Origin of the sequence: Desnuesiella massiliensis, assembly GCF_001403615.1 — a bacterium.
Classification (GTDB): domain Bacteria; phylum Bacillota; class Clostridia; order Clostridiales; family Clostridiaceae; genus Desnuesiella; species Desnuesiella massiliensis.
Genome location: NZ_LN879455.1, coordinates 364,074 through 375,724, shown reverse-complemented (window position 1 = coordinate 375,724; position 11,651 = coordinate 364,074). Strand labels below are relative to the sequence as shown.

The following is an 11,651-nucleotide window of genomic DNA, read 5'->3' as shown; positions in this document are numbered from 1 at the left end:
AATATCACTTTAGCAAACGATAATATGGTACTCTTTTTAATTCCTCAAATCCTAATTTATGCGCAAGCTTCCTTGATCCTATATTTGCAGAATTACATGACCAAACTGGTTCGTAACCATTTTCAATGCAATAATCGATTAATTTTGAGCATACCATAGAAGCAAAACCTGAACCTTGCTTTTCTTCGTAAGTTTCAATTCCTATTTCAAGCTTATCATCTACAATATAGGATGAAAATGCAGTAGATGCTGGAAAATCATTCTCTAATAATAAGGTAAAACCTATTCCATTTTTTATAAAGTCACCGAAATTATTCCAAAAATGATTTGGTATTACACTTCCACTTAATTGATAAAAAATAGTTTCAGTCGTTGCAATAATTTTGTAGTGCTCGTTCTTGAGGTTTCTTCTAAATGCTAAATATTTTTTCTTATTAAAAATAAAATTTATTCTCTCATATTCTAAAATTTTTTTATCTTCTCCCGGAAAGAATGATTGTTTATATGGCTCATTGAGATTCTTTTTTATTAGGTTAGTTCCTAAAATAGCGTCCATTTTGGAATATAGTGAAGCAGGATATACTTGCAGCCATTCAAATCCATTCCTGACATTTTCTAAATTAAGCATATGAGATGTGAGCTGTACATAAAAATCTTCTTTGTTTGTTTCTCCATAAAGTAGAGCCATTCCATAAGGATGCTGGATATAAAATGAAGCTGGAGAGGACTCGTCATCAATAAACACCTTCCCTTCTACCTTTCTTTCCAAAACAGCTAATGCAAACATTGTATTTATATCTGCTGATCGAATGATTGGTATCACTTTTTTATAATCTCGGATATCTAATGCTTTCATCATATTTACCCTTCCTTTCTAAAACTATTTCATATAATCAAGGCCATGATATAATTAATTCTTAACTTAATATTCCCTTAATGTTAATTTTAGTATATAATGCAGACATAAATAGTTCAAACGTTTGATATCGACTCTGTACTATTACAGGTAGTAAGAATACAATGTTTTAGGAGATTGGAATCATGTATAAAATAGAATTGGTAAAAGAACATATTATGAATGAGATTGAACAAGGGAAAATTAAAAAAGGACAAAGGCTTCCAGGATGCAGAGAAGTTGCCAAAAAGCTTTCCATCAATAAAATTACAGTGAATAAAGCATATAAGTCTTTAGAGGATTCACATATTCTTTACTCTGTACCAAGGGGTGGTTACTATTTCGTTGGAGCTGATGTCAAAGAGGTGATCACATCAAAGAATATCGACTTTCAAAATATAAAGCCAGATCCAACACTGCTTCCTTATAGAGCTTTTACTCATGCAATAAATCGCGCCATAGAAGAGCATAAAAAAAAGCTTTTTGAATATGATACACCGTTAGGTTTAAAAAGTTTAAGAGAAACTCTAAAAGAAAGGTTTGAACAAAATGGTATATATACTTCCAGCTCACAAATCCTTATCACTCATGGAGCTCAACAAGGGATTTATTTGGCTTTGAAAGCCCTATTTCCTAGCCTATCCAGTGGCAAACTTTTAGTGGAAGCACCAACCTATAATGCAGCCCTAGATATGGCAAAAAGTCTTAATATTGATTGCATAGGGATAAAGAGAACTGCTAATGGAATTGATCTTGATGAGCTGGAAAATATTTTAAAGAAAGAACCTATTAAGGCATTCTATATCATTCCAAGACACCATAACCCGACAGGGTATTCATTAGTAGAGAAAGATAAGAAAAAGTTAGTGGATCTCTGTTACAAATACGGAGTCCTATTAATTGAAGATGACTATTTAGCGGATTTGGGTACAGATAAGCGTACTCTACCCTTACACTACTATGATACGAATCAACTGACTTTCCACATTCGCAGCTTCTCTAAAACCTTTATGCCGGGGATTCGTTTAGGTGCAATGGTTATACCAAATTCCTTCTATGATACTATGATTAAACAAAAGTATTTATTAGATATAAATACATCCAGTATACCTCAGGGTGCACTTGATTTTTTTATAAAATCAGGAATGTATGACCAGCACATAAAAAAAGTAAACGCATGTTATAAACGCAAACTATTGAAAGCCAAAGCAATCCTAACCTATATGTGTCCAGCAGGCTTATCCTTTCATGTTCCCAAGCAAGGTCTTTTTCTATGGTTAACACTGCCCGTTGAAGTTTCAGCCAATAGAATTATAGAAAAACTAGCCCAAAATAACATTCGGGTTTGCTCTTCTTCACAGTTTTATATTACTAATGGTGTAGAGCAAAACCTTAGGCTATGTATATCCGCCGTTCCTGAAGAAGATATTAAAGCATTAGGTGCTGTTATAGAAGCCATCAAAGATGAAATGCGACAATAGGTTATTTATAATATTTTTAGATACTTGATACTTAAATAAAAAGCGGCGGTGACTTAGCAGTCCTCCAATAAGGATATTTACGAAAACATTGTACTTGTTACGCACACAGACATCGAACATTGCGGATGAGATTGTCAAGACAGAATTGATTTATATCTAAAAATGAACAACAGCCTTGCAGACACTTCAAAAGTCTATAAGGCTGTTTGCTTCTGTAGATTATCTTGACTATCTCGCAAACGCAGTTTCGAGGGCAGTTATCAGTAAATTGCTCATAATCGTGTATTAAAACTCAATTTTTCTAATATCCTGCTTCTTAAATTTATATGCAAGAAGAACTGCACAAGTAGTTAATACCAAAGTGGTTAAAATACTTGCTTCAATACCATATTGCCCGCCATTTAAAATGCTGTTTCCATTGGTTGATAAATTGAATATTGCAGCTGTTTCACCATCTTTACCGCTTAAATTAAGTCCACAGATATTTAATAGTATAAAGTTCCAAAAGAAATGTAAACCACAAGCAACATAAATATTTCCGTCATTAATCATATATAGTGCGAAAATTGCAGATACCAACAGTAAATTAATTACTCCAATAATACAGTATATTAAATCTGCTTTAAAGAGTGATGAAAAATGTGGCCATGCAAAAGCTAACGAGCTAATAAAAATTGCAATTATAATAGGAACTCTTTTTGCAAGTGATGTCATCAAAAATCCACGACACATTACTTCTTCCATTGCACTTTGAATAATGAATCCACCCATAAATGCTAAAATAAGCTTATAATCAACAACTTCAAAAATACCGTTATATTTTATTGAATCGGTTAAAAGACTGAGTCCTAAACACATGGCTAATAGCACTACTGCAACCAACATACCCTTTAAATATTCAATAATTTTCTTATTAAAGCCAAGTGTTTTCGGAGAACGCCTTTCAAATATTTTACAATATAGAATTATTACACCAATATGTATAATGTACCCATAATATTTCATTAGTGTCATAGCAGTAGGACTAAGCATTTCTCCATGAAGAACATCGTATCCCATTGCATAATGTATGATAATAATGATTGGCTCTGCAATAAGCATACACCCAAAGTATAAAACAATAAAGGACAGAATTTTTCTTATAAGAAAAAAAAAGGTTGGGACATTTTCATCTTTCATGCTAAATGGGTTAATGCCCTTGATAAAACTTTTAACTGCACTAAAAACAGCACTCATTTTTTGTTCCTCCACAAATTATAATGGTGGAAAACCGTTTGTCGCAAAATATATTACCATTACGATTATATCAACAAGCAAGAATGTACCAACTGCTATGCCGACAATTTTTAGTGCAAGAAAAATTATATCACGAGTTGTCTTTTTCGTTTTTGTAACCTTGCTTCCAATGCTGTCATTTTCTATTTTAGGTTCAGGCTTTTGTCCTTTGATTAATTCATCAATAGACACATGAAAAAACTCCGACAACAATATTAGCTTTTCCATTTCAGGAGTAGTTTCATTAAGTTCCCATTTTGATATGGTTTGTCTTGAAACATTAAGCTGTCCGCCAAGTTCATCTTGTGACATATTTTTTCCTTTTCGTAAGACTAATAGATTTTCTCCAAAACTCATTTTATCACCTCGTATTACTATATCAATTTTTAGTATATCACTGAAACCAATCGTGCGTGGAATCTTGTCAACCAAACTTAACATTTGTGTTAAAGTGGCTTTCCAACTGTATTTCTTTAGATTATATAAGCTTTACTCGTCCCATACCTTAAACTAAGAAACGGAAGATTATTTTTCTAATTCAGTATAGCACTTGTGCCCATTTTTCGTAACCGATGAGAAATTCATTTGAATGATCTTGACAATTCATTTCGTGAGCGCTATGATTACTCACGGAAGAAAAGAGGCTAAATGGAACCATACACGACCATACAACTGAATGTAAAAGTAACACAGGATATTTACAAAATATCCTGTGGCAAATCTTAGGGGCAGAAAACATCCTTATGAGAGGTTTCCTTTATACCCACCACTTTTTTCTCTCTCTTATTCCCATTTAAAAAAACGAATAGAAATTCCAATACAAATGGCTGCTATAAAAGCTATTACAATAATTGAAAATAGTACATCTGTAGCAGGCAAACCCAGCGAGGTTGCTTTCAACAACTTTATTCCCTGCGTTAATGGCATAAAATCAGCTACCTTTTGAAGTGCAGATGGCATTACTTCATAGGGCAAAGTTGCTCCTGAAAAAATAAGCATAGGGAAGTACAAAACACTAGCAATTACGCTGGCGGTTTTTATATCTGGTGAAACTCCGCCTACCATCATACCAAGACTGAACATGGAAAGCATCACTAGCAGGTATGATGCTAAGAATTGCAGCAGTGAGCCAGCAAATTGGAACTGGAAAAAGAGTGATGCAACAGCATAAACAAGAATAAGAGAGACTACTGAGTAAAGCATATAAATTGTTACCTGTACAGCTAAAATCAGAGCTGGGCTTATTGGAGTAACCTTAAACCGTTTCAAAATTTTCTTGTTTCGATAATCCGATATGACTAACGGAAGTCCCATAACTCCTCCTGCGCATATAGCAATAGTGGAAACAGCTCCAAAGGACTGCTCTAAAAAGGTGTATTCTGCCCCATCAAAGGCAGGCCTATTGCCGTATATGATACCGAGGATAATAACCAACACCACTGGCATACATAGTGCAAAAATAAACATGTCCATTCCCCGCAGGGATAGTTTAAGCTCTGTTTTAACCATGGTACTAAATGTTTTCATTTTCTAATTCCTCCTCACCTGTATACCAAAGGTATGCATCTTCTAATTTCTCATAAGGACTGGCCTCAATGGCTTTCTGTACCGTTCCGCAGAAAATCAGGCTTCCATTTTTCAAAATACCTATCCTGTCACATAAGATTTCTACCTCGTCCATAAAATGAGAGGTCAAAAATATGGTTAAGCCTCTACTCTTCAATTCCAACAAGCTATTCCATACACTTCTCCTTGCTTTTGTGTCAAGACCTGTTGTTAATTCATCCAAGAACACAACCTCTGGATTTGAGATCAGTGCAAGCACAATAAACAACCTTTGTTTTTGTCCTCCTGACAATTCATTCACCATATTTTTTGCTTTGTTTTCCAGACCGAACTGCTTTAGCAAAGCTTCATAATCGGCAGGTCTTTTATAAAGGCAATATGTTTCCTGGCAAAGCTCAGTGACGGTTATTTTGTCTTGATAGTTTGCCTCCTGAAATTGAACACCAACTCTCTCGAAAAGCTTTTTTCGCTCCCTATGGGGATTCATTCCCAAAATAGATACTGTTCCGCTATCTGATTTTTTCGTACCTAGTATGCACTCAATGGTAGTGCTCTTTCCTGCTCCGTTAGCACCAATCAAACCAAATACCTCACCTCGTGTAACCTGAAATTTAAGATTTTCAACTGCAGGTATTCCTGCGTAAGTCTTACATAACTTATCAACTTTAATTGTCACTTCCATTTTCCAAACCTCCTTACATTTTGTACATGTAAAATAATACCACCAGAACATAGTCTGGTGGAAAAATGTAGGGTTTTATTTAGTTGAATTATGAAAAGTTTTTAAATCGCTTTTTCATCTTTTTTAACTGAGCCATTACATGAAGAGCATTACTTTCAGCCTCCTGTAATGAAGTAAGTAGTTTATCGCATACAGAAATAATATCATCATCATGTTTAGGAGTATCAATTACTTCTCTGATATTAACACTTGGATCCTGGGAAATGGCGGACAGCATTCGTAAAATGGCTGACAGAGAATAATTAGCACACCTCAAAGAGCGGATAATTTTTAGGCGCATGATATCATCATCCGTATAAACTCGATAACCATTTTGCCTTCGCTTTATTGTAATAAGACCATTTAATTCCCAATTTCTTAAAATATCCATTGTAATCTGTAAATATTCGGCTGTCTGCTTTCTTGTAAGAGATAAATGTCCTGCTTCTCCTGTATGATGTGAGGCAGATAATATCTGTTTTACAATTTCAATTGCTTCTTCCGCATTCTGTTTCTCTACTCTAATCTGTGATAGATAGCTTTCCGTGTGACTAATAGCCACATCAAAATTTTTTGTAGCAGAAATTTTAATAATATCAACAGCTTTTTTGCGTAAGCCATTTTGTAATACCTCAACTTTTAGTACAGCCCTTGCTAATTTGAACTGTTCAATATGCAAATCAGTAAAAACACGATAGCCATTTTCCTGTCTTTCTGGTTTAGGAATTAATTGATACTTTTCATAAAGACGCACTGTATTAGGATGAACACCAACTATTTTTGCTACTTCCGCTGTCTTATACTTATTTCCTATCATATTTTCACCTCCATTGACCTTTATCATAACACACCTTTAAAGTATGGTGTTATAGTGGAGAGTTTATTAACCATTTTTAGCACAGTCACTAGTTTATAACGTGAAAAAAACTGATTACCGTTAAAATAGTAAGGTTTTTAATCTAAATTTTTCCTTTTAGTTTTCGCATAGCAACTTTATTCTTTCACTATTAGTTCCATCACATCGCGTCTCATGCTTCGCGATGCTTCTTTTGTGGGCTTGCCCAAGCGTACAAGCATCTGGATGGTACCTCCACCAGAAGCATAGTCCCGGTGAATGCTACTGTAGAGTTCTTTCATTTCCGGGTATTCCTCCAGAACCTGGCTGAGGGGTTGCATAGCAAAGCCCATACGGTGAGCTTCCAGTATTAGTCTGCTGTAAAACATACCGCTTTTAACCTGGCTTATACGACTGTTGTCATCCGTAATAATCATGGCATAAGCTGGTGTATTGTCCACGGATGTACGGGTAGATTTAATAAAAAGCTCCGAGGAAGCTTTGCCACTGTTCATCGAAGGAAAGAGCGTAACCAAGCCCTGCATGAGATGGCGCATGATCCCGGAAGTACCCTGTCCTTCAACAGAAAAGCCATAGCGGTATTTATTTTTTTGGTGCTCGTTAGTGCGGAAGATATTTTCCGACTCCTGCATAACGCGGTTTACACCTGCTTCGATTACCGCCCCCTTCATTGCATAGCTCCCCAATTTGTCCATAGTTTCTTTATCCTGAAAAATCTTTATGGATCTATTGACATCACCATTGATGTTTTCCAACTGTTTTACCTGTTCAGGGATTAACTTGGTTGACTGGTACGCCGCCCTGTTTGTATCCGATAAAAACATAAAATCATAAAGCGGGCTGCTTTGAGGCTTGCCTTTCGTAAGCGTGATTTTCGCCACCGGTTTAGTTTTCATGCTCTCCAACAGTTTTTGCTCATCATAGCCGCCCTCCGGGAACAACTCCACTGCAGTATTATATCCTAATTGATCTCCGGCAATATTGACATACTCCAAAAATGTGCCTTGAGTAATCATCATTTGACGTGCAAAAGGATCTACCTCTTTTGTTAAGAGGTCACTGTCGGCGTATAAGTAAAATACCATGGGATCATCTTTGTCGAGCCGGATTTTCCAAGGCTGCATATTATGGCCATTGGCAGCTAGTACCCCGTGAGACACAAGACGTATTCTTAGATCATTAAATTTTTGTGAGTAGGTCTTTTGCCAAGGTTCCATGTACTTTGGCGACTCAAAAATACCACTTATGATGAATAAGGATGCAAAAGCTATGATTAATAAAGCTCCAAAGCATGAAAGAATAATAGTCATCGTTTTCTTCACCGTCCTTTTACTCATCTATGATTTCCTCCATTTTCAGTTTGTATTGATCTGATGATAAGTTCAAAAGCTGCTGATATCAATTCCTCCGGTGTCGTCCTGTGATAATTCTTAATATAATTCTCCTTTTTCTTTGCGGTATTAAAAACGCCAATCGTACAGGCCCATAAAGCAAGAGCTGTTGTTACGACATCCAAATCACCGCGGATGGAACCTTCTGCAATACCCTTTTCCAGTGCTCCGGTCAAATGCCCTAGTATTTCCTCTCCAAGTGTATAGCATTCTTCTCTCGATTGATCCGGAATCCCTTTTTGAAAATCCAATTCACCGTTTTCATATTCCATAATTGCCTCAAAATATTTTGGATAATCCTTGCTGAACTGATAGAGTGTCAAAGAAATTTGCCTCATTTCCTCTATGGCGTTGCAAGCTTTTTCTTTTTGTGCATTATCCTTCAGCATACCAATTAGCAGCCTGTATCCCCTTGTCATAATTTCAAAATAGATCTGCTCCTTACTGTTGAAATAGACATACACTGTTCTCTTGCTAAACTCAGCCTCTTTGGCCACATCATCCATGGTGGCATTGTCATATCCCTTTGTAAAAAAGATTCTTTCTGCTGCTTCAATAATATCGTTTCTTCTGATTTCCTTTTCTTTTCCTTTGCGTTCAATGATTCCCAACAGCTACACCTCTCAAATTCATCTTAGTGTTATAAAGTAAACTAATAGTTTACTTTATTGTATAATATATATTTTCTTATGTCAATAAGCACACTTTTGTATTGCGCTAATCTGTGGTATACATGCTATACTCTTGTCATAAAAAAATACACCTCCTTATTGTAATATTCATATTACAATAAGGGATGTACCTGTCCTATATCCATAAAACTAAAGAGCCCAGTTGCAGTTTTAACCGTTTTTCATCTGATCGACAAAGCGGGTAATGTTTTCTTTCATGATGCGGCACTGATTCTTGTCCGAGCCGGAAATCCTTTTAATTATAAAACGCTCCAGAAAATTCATCTTTTTAAAATCATACTCTCCGCCAAAGGACTCCTTTGCAACGGCGGAGGACAGCAGTTCTCGTGGGAAAGAAGACTCCAGCTGCTTCTGAGCATCGTCCCCGTCGGCCATTCCGCATATAAAAAAGCCAAGCTTTTTACTCTTCAGGGCATTGAGATTTTCCATGCAGAAACGAGCTACCGGTTTTCGTATTCTCCCCGCATAGATCGAACCGCCAATGATAACCTTATCATATTGTGCCAGATTGGGGCGATCGCTGCTTAAGTCACAGATGTCGGTCTTTTCATCAAGCTTTTTTGCAAGCATCTCAGCGCATGTTTTTGTAAATCCGTATTTGGTTGCATATGCAATTAACGTACTCATTTTCCAATTCCTCCTACACAATTATTTAGTTAGCGTTTTCTATTGATTTCAAAAAGCTATATCATCTCTCGTAATTTTAATCACTATATTATTTTTAGCAATCGGTAAGGCCTTTTATCGTAAACTCCGTCAGATAATCTATAATTTGCGGGAAATAACGAAGGCCTATTTCCTCTTTATGGGTTTCGATGGTAATGATTGCTGTGAAAATAGCCATAATTAGCTCGCTGTCAATGTCTTTCCTCATTTTTCCATCAGCTTGCCATTTTTTTACAAATTCCAAAAAGCCGCTATACATAAAATCAAGACTTTCCAATCCCTTTTCTTCACGGAAATGCTGCTCTATTTTGTTGAACACGTCCTTATTATACCACTCCTTCAAGATTGGATTCGAATTCATGCCTTTTAAGTTCAATAATAATAATTCTCTGACTAAATACAAGGGATCAGCATTAGGGTCAATTGATTTTAAAATACTTTTCTTAAGCTCTTCGTTTTCTGCCATATATATTTCCATGAAAAGTTCCTCTTTAGAGGAGTAGTAATTATAAAAAGTTCCTGTTCCTATTCCTACAGCTTTTGTTATATTAGAAATATTTGTTTCTTTGAATCCTTTCTTGCTGAACAGTTCTTTTCCGCACTGAAATATATCTGCTTTAGTATTCTTCAATTATTTTTCCTCCTCTCTCTGCGCACTATCCTGACAATTTTGCCTAGACATCAACTTCCCCATACAATCAAAAATTCGGCCTGCCAGACTTTTAATAGGATCTAATGAAATATCGTAATAATAAGTTGAATCAAACCAACCTTTTTCTTCATAATACCGATAGTCCAGGTACGTATTATTAAGCATTGACCTCATACTTGTACGGGACATCCGAAACATCATAAGCCTAAAAAAGGACGGAGATGGAAGGGTAGTACGCATAAGTTCGTCGTAAAATCTCGCGGCCGCCTTTTTGATTTCAAGCATATTCTTTTTCTGCACAGCCTCTGTTATCGGCTCAAGGGTTTTTAGGGTACATCCCTTTACAATCCTAAAACCAAAGTTTTCTCCCATATTGCTAAGGTACTTCACTATAGAGCCTCCCCCGAAAATACCCTGAGTTACTATAGATGTGAAGGTCTTTCCGAAAAAACGCGGCCGATGGAAAATAAAAGCAAGCCGATCAAATAAATTTTTCATTGATGCCGATACATGAAATGAATAATTGGGGGTGGCAAAAATAACTCCATTGGAGTCGGCTATCTTCTCAATCAGCAAATCTCGGTCATCTCGTATGGGGCAATATTCTTCTCCTTTGTCAAAGCAGAGTTTGCAGCCCCTGCAATATTCAAGACTATAATCTTTTAAGAAAACATACTCGAAGTCTATTTCCGTGTATGATTTTAAATTTTTCTCAAATTCACGGACTGCTTCATAAGTTGCTTGCTTTCGAGCACTTCCAATAAACGCGGTAACCTTTTTCATTTGAGACACCCATCCCATTCAATTAATTCAAGCAAAGTGAATGAATAAAGTTTTATTCATTCATATTTTATCATTAGCCAAATTAATCGTCAAGCTTTATTATTTTTTATATTCACTATAATACTATGTCACAATTATATACATGGTCCTCCAAATAACTATCGATACTATTGATAGTCAATATAGCCCAGATTAGATGCCGTCTGCCATCCCATGCCATTATCATACAATATCCTTAAATCATATACCTTTTCACACACATGAAGTATATAATTATCCAAATCCCTATCCCCATAACAACTAATAAAAATTTGTTAATAAACCATATAGGGTTTTGTGTGTTGGCAAACCTTATAAACAGATAAAAATAACTGAAGAATTTATATCGGATCATACTTTTTGCCAGTAGCGAGGATAACCAAAAGACTCCGCACATAGCTGTAGAGGTGTACTGACTTTTAAAAACAAATGAGCATAATAATCCAAAAGAAGAAAGACTAAAGGCTGTGGAAATATACACAATAAACAATTCTATTAATGTAACTGAAGGCTTTATTACGTGGATTATAAACATTGCTGATATAACAAAAGCACTTATTATACAAAGTATAAAAATATAGCGTACCAGCACCCATTTGAATAAGGATTTGGACTGTGCTTTTATAAGGTCAAA

12 protein-coding genes are annotated in these 11,651 nt (G+C 35.7%); 1 reads left to right on the top strand and 11 read right to left on the bottom strand.

All coding sequences use genetic code 11. The features are described from left to right. Nucleotides 1-4: 4 nt before the first annotated feature. A complete protein-coding gene (locus BN2665_RS08505; RefSeq protein ID WP_055666687.1) occupies nt 5-859 on the bottom strand; it encodes a GNAT family N-acetyltransferase in 855 nt (284 codons plus the stop codon). Nucleotides 860-1,041: 182 nt separating this feature from the next. On the opposite strand from BN2665_RS08505, the gene BN2665_RS08500 reads away from it, so the two are divergent. Further along, the gene (locus BN2665_RS08500) at nt 1,042-2,376 is read left to right on the top strand and encodes an aminotransferase-like domain-containing protein (RefSeq protein ID WP_055666686.1); all 1,335 of its coding nucleotides are present in this window, start codon (nt 1,042-1,044) and stop codon (nt 2,374-2,376) included. Between the two features lie 285 nt (nt 2,377-2,661). On the opposite strand, the gene BN2665_RS08495 is transcribed toward BN2665_RS08500, so the two are convergent. The 10 genes from BN2665_RS08495 to BN2665_RS08450 form a co-directional block, all read right to left on the bottom strand. Further along, nucleotides 2,662-3,612: a CPBP family intramembrane glutamic endopeptidase gene (locus tag BN2665_RS08495; protein WP_055666685.1), complete on the bottom strand. Its 951-nt coding sequence runs from the start codon at nt 3,610-3,612 to the stop codon at nt 2,662-2,664. 18 nt (nt 3,613-3,630) lie between these two features. Next, nucleotides 3,631-4,008 carry a helix-turn-helix domain-containing protein gene (locus BN2665_RS08490; RefSeq protein WP_055666684.1) on the bottom strand — a complete coding sequence of 126 codons (378 nt, stop codon included), beginning with the start codon at nt 4,006-4,008 and terminating at the stop codon, nt 3,631-3,633. 426 nt (nt 4,009-4,434) lie between these two features. Then, a complete protein-coding gene (locus BN2665_RS08485) occupies nt 4,435-5,178 on the bottom strand; it encodes an ABC transporter permease (RefSeq protein ID WP_055666683.1) in 744 nt (247 codons plus the stop codon). Beyond that, complete coding sequence (locus BN2665_RS08480; protein ID WP_055666682.1) at nt 5,165-5,899, bottom strand: ABC transporter ATP-binding protein; 735 nt, start codon at nt 5,897-5,899, stop codon at nt 5,165-5,167. The genes BN2665_RS08485 and BN2665_RS08480 overlap by 14 nt, the downstream gene beginning before the upstream one ends. A gap of 88 nt (nt 5,900-5,987) precedes the next feature. Next, nucleotides 5,988-6,752 carry a MerR family transcriptional regulator gene (locus BN2665_RS08475; RefSeq protein ID WP_341452626.1) on the bottom strand — a complete coding sequence of 255 codons (765 nt, stop codon included), beginning with the start codon at nt 6,750-6,752 and terminating at the stop codon, nt 5,988-5,990. A 179-nt stretch (nt 6,753-6,931) separates the two neighbouring features. Then, nucleotides 6,932-8,131 carry an Acg family FMN-binding oxidoreductase gene (locus BN2665_RS08470; RefSeq protein ID WP_055666680.1) on the bottom strand — a complete coding sequence of 400 codons (1,200 nt, stop codon included), beginning with the start codon at nt 8,129-8,131 and terminating at the stop codon, nt 6,932-6,934. After that, nucleotides 8,128-8,796, bottom strand: a complete 669-nt coding sequence (locus tag BN2665_RS08465) for a TetR/AcrR family transcriptional regulator (protein WP_055666679.1) — start codon at nt 8,794-8,796, stop codon at nt 8,128-8,130. The genes BN2665_RS08470 and BN2665_RS08465 overlap by 4 nt, the downstream gene beginning before the upstream one ends. A 231-nt stretch (nt 8,797-9,027) precedes the next feature. Further along, complete coding sequence (locus tag BN2665_RS08460; RefSeq protein WP_055666678.1) at nt 9,028-9,504, bottom strand: flavodoxin domain-containing protein; 477 nt, start codon at nt 9,502-9,504, stop codon at nt 9,028-9,030. 94 nt (nt 9,505-9,598) lie between these two features. Continuing rightward, nucleotides 9,599-10,174 (bottom strand): TetR/AcrR family transcriptional regulator, encoded by a 576-nt coding sequence (locus tag BN2665_RS08455; RefSeq protein ID WP_055666677.1) that lies wholly within the window; start codon nt 10,172-10,174, stop codon nt 9,599-9,601. After that, the gene (locus BN2665_RS08450) at nt 10,175-10,978 is read right to left on the bottom strand and encodes a flavodoxin family protein (RefSeq protein WP_055666676.1); all 804 of its coding nucleotides are present in this window, start codon (nt 10,976-10,978) and stop codon (nt 10,175-10,177) included. Nucleotides 10,979-11,651 lie beyond the last annotated feature (673 nt).

Excerpts from the sequence above, each read along its gene's own strand:
- BN2665_RS08505 (WP_055666687.1), bottom strand. The coding sequence starts at position 859 with ATGATGAAAGCATTAGATATCCGAGATTATAAAAAAGTGATACCAATC.
- BN2665_RS08500 (WP_055666686.1), top strand. The coding sequence starts at position 1,042 with ATGTATAAAATAGAATTGGTAAAAGAACATATTATGAATGAGATTGAA.
- BN2665_RS08495 (WP_055666685.1), bottom strand. The coding sequence starts at position 3,612 with ATGAGTGCTGTTTTTAGTGCAGTTAAAAGTTTTATCAAGGGCATTAAC.
- BN2665_RS08490 (WP_055666684.1), bottom strand. The coding sequence starts at position 4,008 with ATGAGTTTTGGAGAAAATCTATTAGTCTTACGAAAAGGAAAAAATATG.
- BN2665_RS08485 (WP_055666683.1), bottom strand. The coding sequence starts at position 5,178 with ATGAAAACATTTAGTACCATGGTTAAAACAGAGCTTAAACTATCCCTG.
- BN2665_RS08480 (WP_055666682.1), bottom strand. The coding sequence starts at position 5,899 with ATGGAAGTGACAATTAAAGTTGATAAGTTATGTAAGACTTACGCAGGA.
- BN2665_RS08470 (WP_055666680.1), bottom strand. The coding sequence starts at position 8,131 with ATGAGTAAAAGGACGGTGAAGAAAACGATGACTATTATTCTTTCATGC.
- BN2665_RS08460 (WP_055666678.1), bottom strand. The coding sequence starts at position 9,504 with ATGAGTACGTTAATTGCATATGCAACCAAATACGGATTTACAAAAACA.
- BN2665_RS08450 (WP_055666676.1), bottom strand. The coding sequence starts at position 10,978 with ATGAAAAAGGTTACCGCGTTTATTGGAAGTGCTCGAAAGCAAGCAACT.